Source organism: Candidatus Symbiopectobacterium sp. NZEC127 (assembly GCF_025962675.1).
Classification (GTDB): domain Bacteria; phylum Pseudomonadota; class Gammaproteobacteria; order Enterobacterales; family Enterobacteriaceae; genus Symbiopectobacterium.
On sequence record NZ_JAGFPG010000001.1, the window covers coordinates 89,024 to 108,202 of the forward strand.

General features: G+C 55.7%; 19 protein-coding genes. 10 read left to right on the top strand and 9 right to left on the bottom strand.

What is annotated here, in order from left to right; translation table 11 throughout:
* The first annotated feature begins 44 nt into the window (after positions 1-44).
* Both nifB and J5069_RS00375 read left to right on the top strand, forming a co-directional pair.
* Positions 45-1,451, top strand: a complete 1,407-nt coding sequence (nifB, locus tag J5069_RS00370; protein WP_264641993.1) for a nitrogenase cofactor biosynthesis protein NifB — start codon at positions 45-47, stop codon at positions 1,449-1,451.
* Complete coding sequence (locus J5069_RS00375; RefSeq protein WP_264641994.1) at positions 1,451-1,966, top strand: nitrogen fixation protein NifQ; 516 nt, start codon at positions 1,451-1,453, stop codon at positions 1,964-1,966. The genes nifB and J5069_RS00375 overlap by 1 nt, the downstream gene beginning before the upstream one ends.
* Before the next feature lie 4 nt (positions 1,967-1,970).
* Here the strand turns inward: J5069_RS00375 and J5069_RS00380 are convergent, their stop codons facing one another.
* A complete protein-coding gene (locus tag J5069_RS00380) occupies positions 1,971-4,154 on the bottom strand; it encodes a TonB-dependent siderophore receptor (protein ID WP_264641995.1) in 2,184 nt (727 codons plus the stop codon).
* A gap of 183 nt (positions 4,155-4,337) precedes the next feature.
* On the bottom strand, positions 4,338-5,552 hold the full coding sequence (locus J5069_RS00385; protein WP_264641996.1) for a TetR family transcriptional regulator: 1,215 nt from the start codon (positions 5,550-5,552) through the stop codon (positions 4,338-4,340).
* A 124-nt stretch (positions 5,553-5,676) separates the two neighbouring features.
* Between J5069_RS00385 and J5069_RS00390 the strand changes: the two genes are divergently transcribed.
* A complete protein-coding gene (locus J5069_RS00390) occupies positions 5,677-6,921 on the top strand; it encodes a multidrug effflux MFS transporter (RefSeq protein ID WP_264641997.1) in 1,245 nt (414 codons plus the stop codon).
* A 60-nt stretch (positions 6,922-6,981) separates the two neighbouring features.
* On the opposite strand, the gene yghU is transcribed toward J5069_RS00390, so the two are convergent.
* Positions 6,982-7,812, bottom strand: a complete 831-nt coding sequence (gene yghU, locus J5069_RS00395; RefSeq protein ID WP_264641998.1) for a glutathione-dependent disulfide-bond oxidoreductase — start codon at positions 7,810-7,812, stop codon at positions 6,982-6,984.
* A gap of 172 nt (positions 7,813-7,984) precedes the next feature.
* Positions 7,985-8,695, bottom strand: coding sequence for a hypothetical protein (locus J5069_RS00400; RefSeq protein WP_264641999.1), 711 nt, complete (start codon positions 8,693-8,695; stop codon positions 7,985-7,987).
* A 445-nt stretch (positions 8,696-9,140) separates the two neighbouring features.
* Between J5069_RS00400 and J5069_RS00405 the strand changes: the two genes are divergently transcribed.
* From J5069_RS00405 to J5069_RS00415, 3 genes are read left to right on the top strand one after another with little or no spacing between them, the layout of a single operon-like run.
* Positions 9,141-9,494 carry a DUF1971 domain-containing protein gene (locus tag J5069_RS00405; RefSeq protein ID WP_264642000.1) on the top strand — a complete coding sequence of 118 codons (354 nt, stop codon included), beginning with the start codon at positions 9,141-9,143 and terminating at the stop codon, positions 9,492-9,494.
* Positions 9,494-9,856: a DUF1971 domain-containing protein gene (locus J5069_RS00410; RefSeq protein WP_319801650.1), complete on the top strand. Its 363-nt coding sequence runs from the start codon at positions 9,494-9,496 to the stop codon at positions 9,854-9,856. Before J5069_RS00405 ends, J5069_RS00410 begins: the two co-directional genes overlap by 1 nt.
* On the top strand, positions 9,853-10,035 hold the full coding sequence (locus J5069_RS00415) for a DUF1869 domain-containing protein (RefSeq protein WP_264642001.1): 183 nt from the start codon (positions 9,853-9,855) through the stop codon (positions 10,033-10,035). Before J5069_RS00410 ends, J5069_RS00415 begins: the two co-directional genes overlap by 4 nt.
* A gap of 52 nt (positions 10,036-10,087) precedes the next feature.
* Here J5069_RS00415 and J5069_RS00420 read toward each other — a convergent pair whose 3' ends face one another.
* From J5069_RS00420 to J5069_RS00440, 5 genes are all read right to left on the bottom strand, one after another.
* Positions 10,088-10,897 (bottom strand): 3-keto-5-aminohexanoate cleavage protein, encoded by an 810-nt coding sequence (locus J5069_RS00420; RefSeq protein ID WP_264642002.1) that lies wholly within the window; start codon positions 10,895-10,897, stop codon positions 10,088-10,090.
* A gap of 16 nt (positions 10,898-10,913) precedes the next feature.
* The gene (locus J5069_RS00425; RefSeq protein ID WP_264642003.1) at positions 10,914-11,576 is read right to left on the bottom strand and encodes an aspartate/glutamate racemase family protein; all 663 of its coding nucleotides are present in this window, start codon (positions 11,574-11,576) and stop codon (positions 10,914-10,916) included.
* Between the two features lie 13 nt (positions 11,577-11,589).
* The gene (locus tag J5069_RS00430) at positions 11,590-11,997 is read right to left on the bottom strand and encodes a GlcG/HbpS family heme-binding protein (protein WP_264642004.1); all 408 of its coding nucleotides are present in this window, start codon (positions 11,995-11,997) and stop codon (positions 11,590-11,592) included.
* A 54-nt stretch (positions 11,998-12,051) separates the two neighbouring features.
* Entirely contained in the window at positions 12,052-13,923 is a 1,872-nt protein-coding gene (locus J5069_RS00435) for a TRAP transporter large permease subunit (protein ID WP_264642005.1), read from the bottom strand.
* 119 nt (positions 13,924-14,042) lie between these two features.
* The gene (locus J5069_RS00440; RefSeq protein WP_264642006.1) at positions 14,043-15,068 is read right to left on the bottom strand and encodes a TRAP transporter substrate-binding protein; all 1,026 of its coding nucleotides are present in this window, start codon (positions 15,066-15,068) and stop codon (positions 14,043-14,045) included.
* A 455-nt stretch (positions 15,069-15,523) separates the two neighbouring features.
* On the opposite strand from J5069_RS00440, the gene otnK reads away from it, so the two are divergent.
* The 4 genes from otnK (at position 15,524) to J5069_RS00460 (ending at position 19,106) form a co-directional block, all read left to right on the top strand.
* Positions 15,524-16,831, top strand: coding sequence for a 3-oxo-tetronate kinase (gene otnK, locus J5069_RS00445; RefSeq protein ID WP_264642007.1), 1,308 nt, complete (start codon positions 15,524-15,526; stop codon positions 16,829-16,831).
* Complete coding sequence (locus J5069_RS00450; protein WP_264642008.1) at positions 16,831-17,451, top strand: aldolase; 621 nt, start codon at positions 16,831-16,833, stop codon at positions 17,449-17,451. Before otnK ends, J5069_RS00450 begins: the two co-directional genes overlap by 1 nt.
* An 18-nt stretch (positions 17,452-17,469) precedes the next feature.
* A complete protein-coding gene (gene otnI, locus J5069_RS00455) occupies positions 17,470-18,252 on the top strand; it encodes a 2-oxo-tetronate isomerase (RefSeq protein ID WP_264643675.1) in 783 nt (260 codons plus the stop codon).
* 92 nt (positions 18,253-18,344) lie between these two features.
* On the top strand, positions 18,345-19,106 hold the full coding sequence (locus J5069_RS00460) for a DeoR/GlpR family DNA-binding transcription regulator (RefSeq protein WP_264642009.1): 762 nt from the start codon (positions 18,345-18,347) through the stop codon (positions 19,104-19,106).
* The last annotated feature ends 73 nt before the right edge of the window (positions 19,107-19,179 follow it).

Sequence of the window (19,179 nt, forward strand, 5' to 3'; positions counted from 1 at the left end):
CTTTGCAACTCTATAAACAGGATTCCGTAACCGTAGGCACTATTATGACAGCATGTCCTTCCGCATCCGGCGCAGCAGGCTGCCGGACATCTCAATTCAACGGGTTGACGCCGTTGCAGGCCAGCAAAGCTGCGCACCATCCTTGCTATTCGGTGAATGGTCACCACCGTTACGCGCGTATGCATCTGGCAGTCGCTCCTGCCTGCAATCTGCAATGCAACTACTGCAACCGCAAGTATGATTGCAGCAATGAATCGCGACCTGGGGTGGTATCGACGCTGCTGACGCCCGAGCAGGCGGTGGCACAGGCGCGCCAGGTGGCCGCGGCCATTCCACAACTGTCGGTGGTGGGTATTGCCGGGCCGGGCGACCCGCTGGCGAATATGACGCGCACCTTTAACACCTTGACCCAACTGCGCGAGCAACTGCCGGATGTGAAACTGTGCCTGTCCACCAACGGCCTGCTGCTGCCAGACGCGGTGGATCGTCTGCTGGACGTTGGCGTGGATCACGTCACCGTCACGCTCAACACGCTGGACCCCGCCGTTGCTGCACAGATCTATGCCTGGCTGTGGTTGGATGGCGAACGCTATACCGGCGAAGAGGCGGGCAGAATACTGTTGGCGCGTCAGGAAGAGGGCATTCGCCGCCTGACGGAGCGCGGGGTATTGGTCAAAATTAACTCAGTGCTGATCCCGGATATCAACGAGGCGTCGATGCTGGCCGTCAGTGAAAAAGTCCGCGAGTGGGGCGCTTTTTTGCACAACATTATGCCGCTGATTGCACGTCCTGAGCACGGTACGGTCTTTGGTCTGCAAGGACAGCCGGAACCGGATGCGGACTGTATGGCGCGCGTGCGGTCGCGCTGTGGTCAGGCGATGCCACAAATGTCGCATTGCCAACAGTGCCGTGCCGATGCAATCGGGATGCTGGGCGAGGATCGCAGCCAGCAGTTCCCGCTGTCGGCGTTGCCTGCCACGCCACAGCCGTACACACCGTTGATGCACCAGCGCGCGCAGTTGCATGCCAGCATGGCGACGCTCGGTGAGTCGGAGGAGCCTGACGCCTGTTTGGTGGCGGTGGCGTCATCGCACGGCGACGTGATTGACCAGCATTTCGGGCACGCGCAACGCTTTCAGATATACAGCCTGTCGGCGGCGGGGGTGGTGCGGGTCAATGAGCGTTTTACCCCGCAATATTGTCACGGTAGTGCAGAATGCCCGCCGGAGGAAAATGGCGATCGCATGGCGCGACTGCTGGAACTGCTGGCGGATGTGCAGGCGGTCTTTTGTGCGCGCATCGGTTACGGTCCCTGGCAGCAGTTGGAACAGCGTGGCATTCAGCCCTGTGTGGAAGGTGCCTGGCAGAACGTGAACGAGGTGCTGGCCGACTGGTGGCAAACGCGGCAGGCACAGCCTGCTGTACAACCTAAGGCGCAAGGGGCGGCCTGATGACGCAAGCGCATTACTGGCTACGCCGACTGCTGGCACAATATGAATCGGGGGCGGCCAGCTTTCCTTACCATATGGGGCTATCCACGGCGGCCTGGCGCGCCTTGCTGGCGCAATTGCGCTGGTCGGCCGCGCCGCTCACCCCAGCGCATCAGCAGCGGTTGATACTGTTAACCGAGTTGCAATCACACCGCAACGCCGAGTGCGACCAGCTTGCCAACTGGCTGGACGAACATAGGGTAGACGACGCGGCACCGATGCACCGTGTGATTGCCCGCGCATCGCTGGGATTTAACCACCTGTGGCAGGATTTGGGGCTGGATTCACGGGCGGAACTGCGGGAGCTGATGACGGACTGCTTTCCATCGCTGGTGGCACTCAACGTGAACAATATGCGCTGGAAGAAATTCTTCTACCGTGAGCGGTGTCTGCACAGTGACGGGGAGCTGGTGTGCCGCTCCCCCAGTTGTGATGACTGCTGTGAATGGGCGCACTGTTTCGCGCCCGAAGTGTGAGGGTTTAGAACGACGTGGTGACGCCCAGATAGTAGGCACGCCCCGGTTCGTTGTAGGTGGAAGCCCCATCTGCGGCGCGGTACAGGCGTTTATCAAACAGGTTGCTGATGCCGCCGTTGACGAGCAGGTTTTTATTCACCTGATAGCTTGCGCCCGCCCCCCAGACGGCATAACTGCCGATGGTGCGCGAAGAAAGGCCATTTGGTACATTTTCTATGCGGTTAGTCGCGGTATGGCGCGGCTTCTGCTCGCCGTACTGCGTCCAGCTCAGGGTAGTGGAGAACGCCTCGGTAGCTTGCCATTCCAGCATGGTGTTAACGGTGTATTTGGGAATGATGGAGAGCGGGTTACCGGTTTTCTTCTCTTTTGATTCGATCATGTAAGTGGCATTGGTGCGCCAGTTCAACACATCGTCGACCAGAGGAACCAGCAGATTGCCTTCTAGCCCTTGCACGATAGCCTTGCCGCCATTTTCCCAGCGCAGCACGTTATTGTTGCCGACTGTTGGGACAACCAGATTGGAGCCGGAAACGATTTTGTTGTTATAGTCGTTGCGGAAATAGGTCACACCCGCTTGGTAGCCCGCGTGATTAAACTCCAACCCGATTTCTTTGTTGATACTGGTTTCCGGTTTCAGATCCGGGTTTCCCAACAGGTAACAGCCGCCATTAGATATGTTTATCGGACAGCCGTTACCGCGCGAATAGAGGAGATAACCGGCCGATGACTGGTACAGGTTAGGGGCTTTAAACACACGCGCAATGCCAGCTTTCAGGCTAAACATGTCGCCCAGTTCCTGTTGCAGATTAAGGCTGGGGCTGTAGTTGCTGCCAAAACGGCTATGATAATCAAAACGCAACCCAGGGATCACTTTGGTTCCAGGCACCACTTCAATGTTGTCTTCCAGATAGACCGCGCTCAGATCCGCACTATTCTTGCTACTGCGCTGGCTGGGATCGATCGACGATCCTGGCAGTGCCACACCTGAATTGTCGGTATACGAACTGGAGGCCGGGTCATTTAACTGCTCGCGGTTCCATTCGGCACCCAGCGTCAGCGTCTGCTCGACCCATTGTTCCAGCGGAATATTCACTTCGCCGTTGACGCGGTAGTTATCCAAGCGGCTGGTGTTGTAACGTCCCGGATCGGTGATCGAGCCTTCAAAACGACCATACAGCCCCTCTTCCAGACGGGTATTGTTGGTGTGATCGTAGGCAACGCCAAAGCGTGATTGCCCCCAATCCCAAATGCCGTTATGGGTCAGCGCGTAGTTCTGGCGATACATGCGGTTGGTTTCTGCGCCACTTTCTGCCAGTGCCTGAGGGATTACCTGACTACTGCTGAACTGGGTGTCACCGGTATAGATATTGCCCTGACGGCTGTAGCCCGCATCGAAATCGATAATCTGCTGCGGCGACAGTTTCCATGACAGCTGGGTGTTGATGTCACGATTGCGCACCCCTTCGCGGCCCGCCGCGTAGGAACCGTTCTGATTATGGTTAATGTTCGGGTCATCCGCGTCAGTTTTATTGATATTGCCGTACATGCGCATGGTGAGTGCTTCACCCGCTAACGGGCCGGACAGCGTGAAATTGGTGCGTCGGGTGGCACCTTCCTTGCTGCTCTCTGGCTGGTTACCGTACAGGGATAGCGTGCCCGTCCAGTCATTGGTTGGGCGTTTGGTGATGATGTTGACCACGCCGCCGGCAGCACCGGAACCATAACGCGCCGCTGCCGGGCCGCGCAGTACTTCAATGCGTTCCACGGCTTCGACCGGCACCCAGTTAGTATCACCGCGCGTGTCGCGTTCACCGTCCCACGAATAGCGGATGGCGTTGCGCGAAGTAACCGGGCGGCCATCAATCAGAATCAGGGTATTTTCCGGCCCCATGCCGCGCAGGTCGATTTGGCGGTTGTTACCGCGCGCGCCCGTGGCGCTGTTACCGGTCAGATTCACCCCCGGCATCTTGCGGATGATCTCTGACAGATCGTTGACCGGCGGTGATTTTTGGATGTCTTCTGCTGTGATAATCGAAACACCCGGCTGCTGCTTTAGCTCCTGTTCGGCGGTGGCTCTGACGGTGATGGTATCTTCATCGGCAGCATACGCCATGCCGGAGACGGAACCGACCAAACCCGCGACGATCAGCGTCAGCGGCGTGAGTGTGAAGAGAGGCGCTTTGTGCATTGTCCTTTTCCCTTTTGTCAGTAAGATGGGCTGCGCTGGCCCAAACGCTAATGATTCGCGTTCGCTAATCTGGCAAAAAATAGTACGTATGTACAGCTTTTTGTCAATAAAATGTAAAGGCACAAAAAGCATAAGGGAATGGCAATGCGTGGAGAGGTTCTCCCGCAGGAAAGCCGTCAGGGATTAACGGAAGGCGTGATACAGCGCGGCTATCGCCGGGTAAATTTGCCGATGGGTCAGCGGGTGTTCATGTTGCGTTAACAGCGCGCGAATGAAAAAGCCGTTCATCAGCGTCCCGAGCGGCTGGGCGGCATTGTCGGGTACCACCAGTTTCAACAGCGCAATTACCGTGTTTGACCATTCCAGTGCCATAGGACGCAGGGAAGGGCGCGAAATAGCGGCGGTAAACAGTTCGTACTCGCGCGCCAGATCTTGAATGTCGGTGGTGCCGCGCAAAATAAACTGGGTCAGTACTTCGCAAGGGTCGTCATGGCGGCGCGCATTGAGCCAGTGAAACATATCTTCGCGAAACAGGGCGATGGCTTCACGCATCACTGCATTGAGCAGGTCGTCCAGGCTTTTAAAATGGTAGGTCGTTGATCCCAGCGGTACTCCGGCTTCAGCGGCGACCGCGCGGTGCGTCAGCGTGGCGATGCCGTCACGGCGGATAATCTGCGTAGCGGTGGCAATAATCTGTGCCGCGCGTGCATGCCTGCGCTCTACCGACAGGCTGACCCCGTTCACGCCGTTGGCGGATAACCAGGCGACCGCCGGTGTCGGGGGAAACGGTGGCGAACTGGGGGAATAGGCCTGTATTGAACCGCTAGGTCGTGCGGTTTCTTCATGGCTGTTATAGGCCGAACGCACCATATCGCAGACGTCATCAAGCATGGATTGGCGTTCATCCCGGCTGATGGCGGCAAAGCCGGTGCCGTGAAGCAAGAACACGCCTTCTGCGGCCAGAAAAGCAATGCGCAAGCGTTTGGTGAGCGGTGTCGCTTGTGCCAGACGCGCCAGTTGCGTGCGGTAAAAGGTTTGTACCGGTGCCAGCATGGCCGGGGCATGGACCAGCGCGGTCAGCAAGCCAATGGCGCGCGACGCAGTTTCTTCAGTCTCTTGTCCGATAGCGCTGATATGACCCAACATATCGGCACCCGGTGTGTCGCCATAACGCACGCTTTGCTGCTCAGCGTCTTGCGAAAAACGAGTCAGTTCCCGCTGTAACAGGGTTTGAATCAGTTGATCCTTACTGGGGAAACGGTAAACCAGCCCACCTTTACTGATGCCTGCCTGAGCGGCAACGGCATCGAGGGTGAAACCGTGCACACCACTGCGCAGCAAAACGGCTTCCGCTGCATCAAGGATCTGATCGCTATCAATGGTTTGTTTGCGTGCCATTTCCCTACCTTGCATTTCCGACTGATCAGTCATATATTGCGCTGCGTATTACGCATGTTAGCCGATTGGTCAGCACTTTGCCGACGGTTATTACTTCTTTTGCATTGTTAACAAGGTTACATCAATGTCTGAGTCTTTACGGCCGGGCGTGCACCGTTTTACCCTTATCGCCATTCTCGGGATACTGTGCGCGTTTGACGCCATGTCCATCGACCTCTATTTGCCTGCATTCCCTGCGATCGCCCACGCCATTGGTGCCGATGCTGCTGGTATGCAAACTTCGCTTTCGGTGTTTCTTATCGGGTTGGCGTTCGGGCAGATTCTCTATGGGCCGTTTACCGATCGCTACGGGCGAAAAGGACCGTTGCTGTTGGGTATCGTGCTGTTTCTGGCTGCATCGCTGTGTCTTTCTCATGCGACCTCATTGACCGAGTTTGTTTTCTTCCGCCTGTTGCAGGGCATTGGCGGTGCGGCAGGGTTGGTGATCCCGCGAGCCATCGTGGCCGATCTTTACGCCGAGCGTGAAGCGGCCAAGGTGTTTTCGCTATTGATGCAGGTGATGGCGATAGCGCCGATTGTGGCACCGCCGTTGGGCAACCTGTTGTCGGGTACGCTGGGTTGGCAGGCGATTTTCTGGGGACTGGGTATCGTCGGGGCAATCATGCTGTTTGCCACCTGGCGCTGGGTGCCAGAGAGTCTGCCGCGAAGTCAGCGCATGCAGGGCAATATTGGTGCGGCTTTTGTCGGTTATACCGCGCTGTTTCGCCAGCGCATCTATATGGGATTCACCCTGTCCGGGGCGTTTACCATGGGCGGACTGTTTACCTACATTGGCGCATCGGCATTTATTTTTATCGATTATTTCCATCTCTCTCCCACCCTCTACAGCACCCTGTTTGCCGCGAATGCGCTGGGCATGGTGGTGTGCGGGCAGATCAACATCTTTCTGCTTAACCGCTGGCGCGAGCAGCAGATTCTCGCCGTGGGATTAGGGATACATCTGGTCGGAACCTTGTTGCTGGTAGGGCTGTGGTTGAGCGGTGGCGCGACGCTGTGGCTGTTAACGGCGCTGCTGTTTATGACCATGAGCAGCCTGAGCCTGGTGTTTGGCAACGGCGTGGCGGTCGCCATGGGATCGGCGGCGGGGCAGACCGGCGTGGCGTCGTCGCTGCTGGGGGTGATGCAGTACCTGTTCGGCGGTGTGGTCGGCGTGCTGCTCGGCGTTTTACACGATGGTACGCTGTTGCCGCCGCTGCTCATGCTGGCAGTGTGTGCGCTGGCGGCACTGCTGTGCTGGCGCGATGCGCATCGACAACAGGCGGGAAAACATGCCGCGTTGTCCTCCACCGCCTCTGAGATATCGCACTGATAGCTTGGTGAGCATAACAACGCTATCGCCAGCGAACTGGCGATAGCGCCGGGAAGGGCATTAATCCAGGTCGGATGCCTGATGGCGTTCTGCAACGCCATCGTTGCCAGTGCGGTTGACCTTACGGCCACGGATGGCTGCGGGGCGTGCCGCAATCTCATCAGCCCAACGTTTCACGTGGGTATAATCCTGTACGGATAAAAACTCGCTTGCGCCATACAAGGTGCCTTGCACCAGCCAGCCATACCAGGGCCAGGCGGCGATGTCGGCGATGCTGTAGTCATCCCCCGCCAGATAACGGTTTTCAGCCAAACGGCGGTTTAATACGTCGAGCTGACGCTTGGTTTCCATCGCGTAACGGTTTATCGGGTACTCAAATTTTTCCGGCGCGTAGGCATAAAAATGGCCGAAACCGCCGCCGACGAACGGTGCAGAGCCCATCTGCCAGAACAACCAGTTGAGGGCTTCGGTACGCGAAGCCGCATCGTGTGGCAGCAGGGCACCAAATTTCTCTGCCAGATAGAGCAGGATCGAACCCGATTCAAACACCCGCACCGGTGTTTCACCGCTGCTGTCGAGCAGCGCCGGGATCTTGGAATTGGGGTTGACCTCAACGAAACCGCTGGAAAACTGATCGCCTTCGCCGATGCGAATCAGCCAGGCATCGTATTCGGCACCGGTATGTCCAAGCGCCAGCAGCTCTTCCAGCATTACCGTGACCTTTACGCCGTTCGGGGTGCCCTGCGAATAGAGTTGCAGCGGGTGCTTGCCGACCGGCAGCGCCTTTTCGTGGGTTGGGCCGGAAACCGGACGGTTGATATTGGCGAAAGCGCCGCCAGAGGGGGCTGGCTGCCATACGTTGGGCGGCACATAGGTCGAAGAACTGGCCATGAAAAACCTCCATTGATGGTTGACGTAGCGTGCAACAGCGCCTGAAACGCTGCTGCACACCCGAAAGGTAACGGTCCAGTTATAGCGCTGATGGGGGGTAAAGTCAGCACTGCGCCGAGAGTAAGCGCATTTTTCACCCCGAACTTCGCTAGCACCCCTTGCTGTGACGGTGTTATTTTCCTGCTTTAAAGCCGTCTTTTATCACGCGCTTTCCATCCATAGAGAGGGATGCCGTGACATATTTATTGATACCGTTGCTGGTTAATAGCCCATCCATTCTGATCGACAATACGTGCTTGTCATTAAACGGGCCCGGTTCATTTAGCGTTACGGAGTAAAGTGCGTGTTCGGAGAAATAGGTATCTAACCAGCTTTTTTTACCGTCAAGGAAAGGCTTGATGGCTGCGGCATCAACCTTGCTGAGCGCGATCAGGTAATCATCCAGTTTAAAGCTGTCGGCATTGCCCGTGACGGTGATTTTCACCCGAACCGGTGCTTTGAATTCGCCGGAAAAAGCATCCATATCGAGGCTGAGCAGTTTTTTGCCATCCTGCGGATCCTGGTATTCTACCGAGCAGGTTTTCAATACGCCTTTCGGTGTCACAAAGGCAGGGCTACTGCTCAATGCTTCGCCGGTGCCAAAAAAGGATTTAACCGACGTCACTTTGGTCTCTTTGCCCAATATCTCGACCACGCGTCGCAAGCAGATATCAGGGCCATCGGCTTGTAACGAATAACGATAATCGCTGGCAATGTCTCCACGCCGTTGTACCGGGGTTTTGGGTTTTTCCGCAGGAGCGGCAGCTGTCTGTTGTGTGGATTGATCGCAACCCACCAATAAGGTGGTGAATATCAGTGAAGCAAGCAGTGTTTTCGATTTCATCAGGTTCCTTCCTGCATTAAGAGTGACGCAGAAACCGAACGTCGGTTTATCACAAAATTAGCGCTACACGCTATTGCGCCAGCGACCTATTCCTTTAGCCACGCCGGTTTCTATCAATATCGCGGGGATTGTAGTAAAAGCTATTATAAATCTCTAGTATTTTCAGGTGACTAGGTAATTTTTGTCTTTTTTAATAATGGATGCGTCCCATAAAAGAAATTTTTATTCCAATAAAGAATAAAATCAATGTCGGGAATGGTTTATTTACCGTTAACCTTATGCGGTATTTTTCGCTTTATCTTTACCGCGTTAATTAATTATTTTCATCTGTAGGATGGTATTATTTTTGAAGTTGTATTTTTCATGAATCTTTTGTATTGTCGGAAGCGCATGAGGTCGTTTGAAAGGGTTCAAACGCACGCTGTACCCATAAAGGGGGATAAACATGCTACCTATTCCGCAGCAATGTATTCATACGCGGTCCACGCCTTTTTGGAATAAAGACACCGCGCCTGCCGGCATTTTTAAACGCCATCTGGATGCGGGCACCCAGCCCGGCGTTTACCCGCGGTTATCGGTGATACGCGGTGCCGTAAAGTATCTGGGTTTTGCCGATGCAACCACACCCGAACCTGAGCGTGAATTGCTGATTACTGCCGGACACTTTGGTGTATTTCCGCCAGAGAAATGGCACTGCATCGAAGTCATGACGGAAGATACCTATTTTAATATCGAATTTTTCGTTGAGCCCGACGTATTAAAATCTGCACCAGCAATGGTCAGTAACATCAAGGAATAATGATGATATTGATTCCTGAAAATTATATTCATAAATATGCCACGACGTTCTGGAGCAATACCACATTGCCAGAGCCGGTTTGCGGTATATATGCGAATAAGCCGGGCGTTTACGGACGTGTGTCGGTCATGCAGGGCGCAGTCAGCTATCAAGCGTTCTCTGCGGCGGATGCGCCGACGCCTGACAGCGAAATGCGCATTGAAGCGGGGGCATTCTTGGCAACGGCACCGTCGCAGTGGCAGCGTATCGCGCCGTTGACCGAAGATACCTATTTTATGATTGATTTCTTCGCCGATCCTGAGGTGAAGCTGCAAGGATTTGGGTTGAAAAAAGTGTTGAACGCAGAGCGAGGTGTAGAATGAGCAAAATAACGTACACGGTGACAGTCACCAACAACAGCAACGGCGTGTCAGCCGATTATGAGACTGAAACCCCCATTACCTTATTAGCGCCGGATGTGGCGGCTGAAGTGATCAGGGAGTTGATTAATACCGTGCGCGCGTATGACACGGAAGATGAACATAACGTCTGCGGCTGGTAGTAAAAAGGAAGTAGCAGACGCCGATTGACGTCTGCTTGATATCGCTATCCCGTCAGGCCAATGGCCTCAAACCAAACATCTGCCGGGCATCCTCCGGCGTCGCGACCTCGAAACCGATATTTTTGATGATGGTGCTCATGCGCTCAATCAATATCGCGTTGTGCTCCACTTTCTGCGTGGGCGACAGGTAGGCGCTGTCTTCAAACCCGACTCTGACCATACAGGCACCCAGACCCAACGCCGCCGTTAATATCGAAAAATCATCCCGGCGTCCGTAGTGGGTGATGCTCCACAGCGCATCGCGTGGGATATATTGGCTAAACAGCGCCAGCGTGGCGGGCGTTGCCGGGCAGCCACCTTTATGGCCTAACACCATGGCATAGATAACCGGCGTCGGCAGCGGCATTTCCTGCGCGATAAGCTGCATGTTATGGATCATGCCCAGTTCGAACACTTCAATTTCCGGCACAATGCCGGTCTGCACACAGCGCTCGGTGACGTACTTGATCTCCGGCATCGGGTTGCGATACACCACATCACCCAGATTCACGGAACCGGCATTCAGCGACGACATCTCCACCAGCGGGCAGTCCAGCGGTGAGCAGCGCTCTTCGATGGTCATAGCCGAAACGCCGCCCGTTGAGCCCTGAATAACCATATCGGTGTGTTGGCGGATCAAACGCAGCGTTTCCTGAAATTGCGTTGGATCGCGCGTCAATTGCCCATTACGCTCGCGCACGTGCAGGTGCACCATCGCTGCACCTGCATGGTAGGATTCGATCGCTTCTCTGGCGACATCTTCCGGATTGGCGGATGTGGTGTCTCCCGCCACCGGCGCGACGGAAATAACAATTTTTCTCATACCTTTGCCTCTGCGGTTAGTTCTGCGCATCCAGGCGCTGTTTCAACAACTGAATCCCGCGCTCTGGCGAGGTCAGCACCGGTACCGGCAGTTCACCCACTGACGCCAATACGCGCGACATTGACGCCTGAGCCAGCACGATGGCATCACAGTTTTTCCCGAGCGCCTCGTGAATGCCCGCCGCCACGATGGCATCGTGTTTATTCAGTTCACCGGCCAGAAACGCGGTGAACGCGTCGGCCATCAACTGCGAGTGAATCACCGTCTGTTTACCAAGCTCGGCCGCTTTGCGTTGAATCAGCTCGAGTGTGGGTGCCAGGGTCGTGCCAACCGTCGCCAGTACGGCAATGGTGTCGTAACGTTCAACCGCCTCCAACGCCATGGCTTCATCAATACGCATCACCGGGATCGGGCTGATAAACTGGCAACGCTCCACGCTTGCACCAATCGAGGAGCAGGCGGTAAAGAAGATGTCGCAGCCAGCCAGATTCGCGCTGGTGACATAGGCGGCAATGCGCGCATTGATGGCGGGTGTGACGCCGCCTTGTGCCATGACATCGGCAATCATGGAATCTTCCACGATGTGCATCAGTGTGACGTCCGGCATGATGCGTTTTGCCAGCTCATCCACCATCGCGAGCGTCCCTTTACTGGTGTGAAATATGGCCGCTTTTTTCATTGTTAACCCCTTATTATTCTGAGATCGCGGAAACGATCAGTTCAGCCGCTTCGACATCTTCCGCAACGCTGATTCCACCCACGGCGACGGCGCCAATCACAGCCTGACCGCGCAGTACCGGGATGCCGCCGGGCAGCGGTGAAAAGTTGTCGTCAGCAAAATAGGAGAGCGAGAGATTTTCTTTTTGCAGCCGCTCCAGCAATTTTGCAGTGGGAATACCAAACTGTGCGGCGGTATAGGCTTTGCGCTGTGTCAGCGTTGCCGTGAAGGCCTTGGTGCCATCCATGCGGGCATAGGCCAGCAGTACGCCGCTGCGATCGCATACCGCGACCGTCAATGGACGACCCGCGTATTTGTCTTGTGACAGCGCCAGTGCGACATTAACGGCGCGCTGCGCGTGTTCAAACGTCAGATTTTCCATGCTATTTCCTTATCCGCTGTCAACAGCCGGATGTAATGGTGTTAGCGGCTGCTGTTATAAGAACCCAATGGAAATCCATGGGAACATGGCAACAATAATCAGCCCGACCGTAGCTGCGCCCAGATAAGCCCAAATGTAAGGCAGCGGCTCATTGGGATCGGTTTTACTGACCGCACAGCAGCCGTAATAGCCGACGCCAAACGGCGGTGCGAACAGCCCGATGCCCATTGCCAGCACCACGACCATGGCGTAATGCACTTCGTGTACGCCCAAATCGCGTGCAATCGGGAACAGCAACGGCCCGAACAGCACAATGGAGGGAATGCCTTCCAGCACGCTGCCCAGAATGATGAACGCCACCACCGAGATAGCCACGAAGGTCATGCCGCCGCCCAGTGAGGCCATCAGTGTAGCCAGATCTTTGGAGAAGCCGGATTGCGTTAAGCCCCACGCCATGGCCGTTGCCGCACCGATGATAAAAATGATGGCACCCGACAGTGATGCGGTATCAATCAGCATCGACCAGGCGCGTTTCATATCAAAATGGCGGTAATACACGGCCCCAACCAGTGCGGTATAGGCCACGCCAATGGTAGACACTTCGGTTGCGGTAGCGACGCCTTCGATGACCGCGGCGCGGATGATGAACGGCAGGATCAGCGCGGGCAGCGCGATGACAAACAGCTTGGCGATCTCTTTTCTCTTATAGCGTTTGACCTGGCTTAAGTCTTCGCCCCGATTACGCCACCAGATAACCAGACACAGCATGGCACCGAGTACGGCAGAAGGCAGCAGCCCGCCGACAAACAGCGCAGCGATGGAAACCCCGGTGACGGAGCCGATGGTGATCAGCACGATGCTGGGTGGAACCGTTTCTGTTTGCGCACCGGTGACGGAGAGCAGGGCGACCAAATCCCCGCGCTTGGCACCGCGTGAGGTCATTTCCGGCAGCAGCACCGGCGCAATCGCTGCCTGATCGGCGGTTTTAGAACCGGAGATACCAGACACCAGATACATGGCACCGACCAGCACATAGGAGAGCCCGCCGCGCACGTGGCCGAGCAGACTGGAAAGGCACTGCACCATGGCTTTTGCCATGCCGGTCATCTCGATCAACCCACCGAGGAACACGAACAGCGGCACCGCCAGCAGCATCATGTGCGACATGCCTTCTTCCAACCGACCGACCATGGTGGGCATCGGGGTCCGCGTGGTCAATGCCAGATAACCGAAGGTCGCCAGGGCAAATGAGAACGCGATAGGCACACCGGACAGCACGCCGATGGCGACAATCACCACAAAGAACAGGATCAGGTTCAGCTTGCCGAGCGGCATCAGAATCGAGCCGGAGAAGGAGAAGGCCACCACTGCGATCGCCACGACCAGCAAGCCGAGATAGGTTGCCTGTGAACGCGGTGCGGACAACATCAGACGCAGTAGCATGGTGATCAGCATCAGCGTGATGCCAACCGGGATCGACGCAGCGCGCCAGAATACGCTGATCTCCAGCGCTGGCGTCACCACGATCAACTCTTCCAGCGCGTATTCCCAGGCGGGTTCGAAAATCAGAATCAGGAAGGCCAATGACACGCCCATCGCCAGGGCTTCAACAAAGGCGCGTTTCCCCTCGGACAAATGTGACACCAGTGCCGTCATGCGCATGTGCTGTCCACGTCGCAGCGCAATGACCGCGCCCAGCATGGTCAGCCAGACGAAGCCAATGGTTGCCACTTCGTCGGACCAGACCAGCGGTGCGTGAAACACGTAGCGGGAGATAACGCCGGAGAGCAGGACGATAATTTCCGCCAGCACCAGAAGCCCCGCCAGTGCCTCGATGCCACGGCCCATATAGTCATAAAAAATTTCCAGACCAGTGGCCAGTCTCCCCGGTGGCAGGAGCGGCTTGATGTGATGTGAAACTTCCATTCGCTTTACTCTTGTGAATGTTTGATAAACAGGAACGTTGCTAACAGGCCGTGACCTTAACGGTTCGCCACGGTGCCAGGGGCGTTTACCTTGGCACGTGGCAACCGCGCTGAACGCCTTTAGGAAAGTTTGCCCACCGCCCCTTCCAGCAGGGCCCAGGCCTCATCACCAAATTTCTTGTGCCAGGTGGCGTAGTAGCCGCTCTCTTTGAGTTTTTGACGGAAACTGGTGGGATCGGTGGTGTTGAAGGTAAGACCGGTCGCTTTCAAATCGTCCAGCAGGCTGGCGTTCAGACGGCTGATTTCCGCACGCTGATTCATCGCGCCTTCTTTGAACGCCGTGGCAACAATCTGCTGCAAATCAGGCGGCAAACTCTGCCAGGATTTTTTGTTCATGATGCACCAGTAGCCGTCCCAAATATGGTTGGTCAACGAGCAATACTTCTGCACTTCGAACAGCTTGCCGGTTTTCAGTACCACCAGCGGGTTTTCCTGCGCGTCGATCACACGGGTCTGTAATGAGGAGTAGACTTCGGAATACTGCATGCCGACGGGAGCGGCACCCATGCCTTTAAACATGTCCACGATGATCGGGCTGACCGGCACGCGGATTTTCAACCCCTGCATATCGGCCACGGTGTTCACCGGCCCGGCATTGCTGGTTATCTGGCGGAAACCGTTGTCCCACATGTTTTCCATTGCGTGCAGTCCCACGCGGTCAAATCCCTGGCGCACCAGTGCACCGAGCGGGCCATCCATGGTTTTCCACACTTGATCGTAATCGGCGAAAGCAAAGCCAACGGCATTGATCGCCGCCACCGGGGCCAGCGTGGCAATCACCAGCGAAGAGGGGTTAAACATATCGATACCGCCGCGCCTTACCTGAGCCAGCATGTCGGTATCACCCCCTAACTGGTTGTTCGGGAACACATCAATCACCACGCGCCCTTGAGTGCGCTCTTTGATCAGATCGGCGGTTTTCTGTGTCCAGATGCTGAACGGATGTTCTTGCTGCAAATTGGTGCCGTATTTGAAATGGAATTCAGGCTGCGCAGCGTTTGCAATAAAAGGGAATCCCATAACCGCCGTGGCCGGCGCGACAACGGCGGCGGCTTTTAGAAATGTGCGTCGTGTGATGTTCGACATGATGTCCTCTCTCAATCATTCTGGTTAGGTACAGAGAATATTGACCGGTTAGAACCGCTGGATCGGCCGGTTGGCTTATCTCTCGTTCAGTTCTGAAGCTGTTTTGTTGTTTTTTGTTAAATCTTGCGTCGGGCGGGTTTACGAGCATCGACCGCTGGCGCGTTCTCGTTTTTATTTCTATAACGTGCTTATTTATCACGTTTTTATTATGATTTATAAATACTGTCACCTGAGTGTTAGCGCGTTTTGTGTCCAGCATCAGTATGCGTTAATCGAAATAAACCACAATGACCTAACGCCCAATTTGTGACTTTTGTATAATTTCTCGGCCTTTTTTAAAAATAAATCACAAAAAAGTGCGCGAATCGGCGATAGTGTGACCCGTATTTAATATTTTTTCACAACCAGCGATGATAATGAGGCACTTTCCTCGACGACGGAACAGGGTTATCTCTATGCCAACCAACACACCACGGCTCCACGCCGTGCCGCCCAGAATAGGTGTTATCGCCGATGATTTTACCGGGGGCACCGATATCGCCAGCTTTTTGGTCAACGGCGGTTTGTCCGCTATTCAGGTGACGCAACTGGATGAACAAAAAATCACAACCGATGTGGATGCCATCGTTGTTAGCCTGAAGAGCCGTTCCTGTCCGGCAGAGGAAGCGGTCGCCCTGAGCCTTGAGGCGTTGCGTTGGTTGCAACAGCAAGGGTGTGAGCAGATCTACTTTAAATATTGCTCGACCTTCGACAGCACGGCGCAAGGCAACATTGGCCCGGTAACGGATAGTCTGCTGGACGCGCTGGCGCAGGACATCACGCTGTTATGTCCGGCATTGCCGGTGAATGGGCGCACCGTTTACCACGGTTACCTGTTTGTCAACGGTGTGCCGCTGGATGAATCCGGCATGCGTAACCACCCTGTGACGCCGATGCGCGATGCCAACGTGATGCGCTTAATGGAAGCGCAGGCGACAGGGCGCGCGGCAAACATTCCCTGTTTCGTGATTGATGCGGGCGTGCAGGCGGTGCAGCAGGCAATTGCTGATTTGCGTCAGGCGGGTTATCGCTATCTGGTGCCCGACGCGCTGAATTCCACGCATCTGGAAACCATTGCCGAGGCGAGCCAAACGCTGACGCTGCTTACCGGTGGCTCGGGTCTGGCGGGCGGACTGGCCTCTGTACAAACGCGGGGTTCATCGTCGCGTAACGTGGATGCCAGTGAGGCGGGCAAACCCGCTAACGGTGGCAAGACGGTGATTTTATCGGGTTCTTGCTCTGTCATGACCAATGCGCAGGTCGCCACTTATGCGGCTCAGGCCCCTGCGCTGCCGCTCGATGTTGCCGGTTGTATTGAACGCCTTGCGGATTACGTTTCAGAGGTGGCGGAGTGGGTCTGCCAACAGCAAGGTGCGCTTGCGCCGCTCGTCTATTCAACCGCTGGCGATGACGTTGCGCGCATTCAGGCGCGTTACGGTGCCAAGCCAGCCAGTGCGGCGGTAGAGGCTTTCTTCGCCGCGTTGGCGCTGAAGCTGGCTCAGCACGGGTTCGATCATTTTATCGTGGCAGGCGGAGAGACCTCTGGTGCGGTGATGCAGCGCTTGCAGGTGGGTGCGCTACTCATCGGCCCGCAAATCGCGCCCGGCGTTCCCTGGGTACGGGCGGCGAATGCAGCACGCTTTTTCGCGCTTAAATCCGGCAATTTTGGCGATGAACGCTTCTTTTTTACCGCACAGGATTTCTATCAGAAGGATAATAAATAATGGAACGTGAACTGCGTGAACAGATGGTTTCCTGCGGTGCGTCATACTATCAGCGCGGATATTCCGTTGGTTCTGCCGGAAACCTGTCGTTGCGCTTGCCGGATGGTCATATTTTGGCGACGCCCACCAACTCGTGTCTGGGATCGTTGAAGGCCGAACGGCTATCCAAAGTGACGATGGACGCAGAGCAAGTGACCGGCGATCGCATGTCCAAGGAGATCGCCTTCCACCTGGCGATTTATCGCCAGCGCCCGGACTGCAATGCCATTGTGCACCTGCATTCGACCTACCTGACCGCGTTGTCCTGTCTGGACAGTCTCGATCCGGATAATATCATTCGTCCTTTCACCCCCTACTATGTGATGAAAGTAGGCAAGATGCCTCTGCTGCCTTATTTTAAGCCGGGCAGCATTAAGATTGCGGAAACGCTGGCGCAGCGAGCGCACGAGGCGAATGCCTTTTTGTTGGCAAACCACGGTCCGGTGGTGTTGGGAACCTCGCTGACGGAAGCGGCCAATGCCATGGATGAACTGGAAGAGACCGCAAAGCTGATGTTTTTACTCAAAGATAGCAACGTGCGTTATCTCACTGAGGCCGAAATCAGTGAGCTGCGTCCCTGAGGGCGAAAAGGAGACATGATGCCCAGATTTGCCGCTAATCTCTCGATGCTGTTTACCGAAGTGCCGTTTCTGGCACGGTTTGAAGCCGCTGCCAGAGCCGGGTTCAGCGCGGTAGAGTTTTTGTTTCCTTACGCGTATCCGGTGGAGGATATTCGCCAGGAACTGCGTCGCAATGGATTGCAACTCGCCCTGTTTAACGTCAATCCCGGTGATTATGCGGGCGGCGAACGCGGTTTGGCGGTGCTGCCCGGCCGCGATCGTGACTTCGAAGAAGCACTGGAACAGGCTTTACACTATGCAGGGCACCTGGGGTGCAAAAAGCTGCACGTGATGTCGGGCAATACGCCAGCATCGCTCTCCACTGCTGATGCGACCGAACTATGGCTCGCCAATATGCGGTTGGCCGCGGATCGGCTGGCGCAGCAGCAGGTAATGCTACTGTGCGAAGCGCTTAATCCGCGCGATGCGCCGGGCTATTTTCTGCACGACCAGCGCCTTACCGATCGGCTGGTGAGTATGATTGACCGCCCTAATGCTCGCGTACAACTGGATCTCTACCATGCCCAGATTACCCACGGCGATCTCAGCATGCTGATCCGCTCGCTGGCCGGGCGTATCGGTCACGTACAGATTGCGTCCGTGCCGGACCGGCATGAGCCGGTATCGGGGGAAATCAATTACGCCTTTATTTTTCGGGAACTGGCAAAGGCGGGATACCGTGACTGGATAGGCTGTGAGTATCATCCCGAATCCGGTACGCATGCAGGGCTCATCTGGCGGAAAGCGTTTGACGAACCATAAACAGAATTGAACAATACGCCTTGGCAATAAGCGTATTCCATCAGGCGGTTACCGGCGCATGGCCGGTGAAAAACAGTATAAAAAGGCGATAGATGATTCCAGCTAAAAGACAGCAATTGATACTCACAGCACTGGTTGAACGCGAGCTGATCTCGATCACCGAATTGACCGAACTGTTGGGTGTGTCACACATGACCGTGCGCCGGGATATCCAAAAGCTGGAACAGGAAGGACGCGTGCTTTCCGTGTCGGGAGGCGTGCAACTGTCGGAAAAAATCACTTCGGAACCGTCGCACCTGACCAAACGTGCGCTGCAATTTGCCGAAAAGACGCTGATCGCCCATGCGGCGGCGCAGTACGTTCAGCCGGGGATGTCACTGTATCTGGATGCGGGCACCACCTCGCTGGCACTGGCGCAGGCGTTGGAATCTCTGGACGATCTGCTGATCGTCAGTAACGATCTGATGGTGATCAACTACCTTATCGAACATTCCGACTGCAAGCTCTACCACACCGGTGGCTTGGTGCTGCGCGAGAACCGTTCCTGCGTCGGCGACAGTTCCACCCATTTTCTGCATAACCTTAACGTGGATATCAGCTTTATCTCCTCCTCCTCGTGGAATGCGCGCTGGATTTCCACGCCGACCGAGGCCAAAGTTGCCATCAAGAAAGCGGCGGTGGCGGCGGCGAATAAACGTATCCTGATTTGTGACTCCAGCAAGTACGGCAAGGTGGGCACGTTTAATGCGGTCTCACTGGAAGAGATGGATATCGTTATCACCGACGGTAATTTGCCGGAAAGCGCAAAAAGCGCCTTGCTGCAAACCGGCGTGCACCTGGTGGTAGCGGAGTAGGGAACGCAACACCGGAACATGCCCTTTCTGATCCACGGCCAGCGCAGCGGCTTTCAGATGGGCAAGGTGGCTG

Excerpts from the sequence above, each read along its gene's own strand:
- J5069_RS00410 (WP_319801650.1), top strand. The coding sequence starts at position 9,494 with ATGATGATATTGATTCCTGAAAATTATATTCATAAATATGCCACGACG.
- J5069_RS00450 (WP_264642008.1), top strand. The coding sequence starts at position 16,831 with ATGGAACGTGAACTGCGTGAACAGATGGTTTCCTGCGGTGCGTCATAC.
- J5069_RS00420 (WP_264642002.1), bottom strand. The coding sequence starts at position 10,897 with ATGAGAAAAATTGTTATTTCCGTCGCGCCGGTGGCGGGAGACACCACA.
- J5069_RS00390 (WP_264641997.1), top strand. The coding sequence starts at position 5,677 with ATGTCTGAGTCTTTACGGCCGGGCGTGCACCGTTTTACCCTTATCGCC.
- J5069_RS00385 (WP_264641996.1), bottom strand. The coding sequence starts at position 5,552 with ATGGCACGCAAACAAACCATTGATAGCGATCAGATCCTTGATGCAGCG.
- J5069_RS00435 (WP_264642005.1), bottom strand. The coding sequence starts at position 13,923 with ATGGAAGTTTCACATCACATCAAGCCGCTCCTGCCACCGGGGAGACTG.
- J5069_RS00380 (WP_264641995.1), bottom strand. The coding sequence starts at position 4,154 with ATGCACAAAGCGCCTCTCTTCACACTCACGCCGCTGACGCTGATCGTC.
- J5069_RS00375 (WP_264641994.1), top strand. The coding sequence starts at position 1,451 with ATGACGCAAGCGCATTACTGGCTACGCCGACTGCTGGCACAATATGAA.
- J5069_RS00400 (WP_264641999.1), bottom strand. The coding sequence starts at position 8,695 with ATGAAATCGAAAACACTGCTTGCTTCACTGATATTCACCACCTTATTG.
- otnK (WP_264642007.1), top strand. The coding sequence starts at position 15,524 with ATGCCAACCAACACACCACGGCTCCACGCCGTGCCGCCCAGAATAGGT.
- otnI (WP_264643675.1), top strand. The coding sequence starts at position 17,470 with ATGCCCAGATTTGCCGCTAATCTCTCGATGCTGTTTACCGAAGTGCCG.
- J5069_RS00415 (WP_264642001.1), top strand. The coding sequence starts at position 9,853 with ATGAGCAAAATAACGTACACGGTGACAGTCACCAACAACAGCAACGGC.
- J5069_RS00440 (WP_264642006.1), bottom strand. The coding sequence starts at position 15,068 with ATGTCGAACATCACACGACGCACATTTCTAAAAGCCGCCGCCGTTGTC.
- nifB (WP_264641993.1), top strand. The coding sequence starts at position 45 with ATGACAGCATGTCCTTCCGCATCCGGCGCAGCAGGCTGCCGGACATCT.
- yghU (WP_264641998.1), bottom strand. The coding sequence starts at position 7,812 with ATGGCCAGTTCTTCGACCTATGTGCCGCCCAACGTATGGCAGCCAGCC.
- J5069_RS00405 (WP_264642000.1), top strand. The coding sequence starts at position 9,141 with ATGCTACCTATTCCGCAGCAATGTATTCATACGCGGTCCACGCCTTTT.
- J5069_RS00430 (WP_264642004.1), bottom strand. The coding sequence starts at position 11,997 with ATGGAAAATCTGACGTTTGAACACGCGCAGCGCGCCGTTAATGTCGCA.
- J5069_RS00460 (WP_264642009.1), top strand. The coding sequence starts at position 18,345 with ATGATTCCAGCTAAAAGACAGCAATTGATACTCACAGCACTGGTTGAA.
- J5069_RS00425 (WP_264642003.1), bottom strand. The coding sequence starts at position 11,576 with ATGAAAAAAGCGGCCATATTTCACACCAGTAAAGGGACGCTCGCGATG.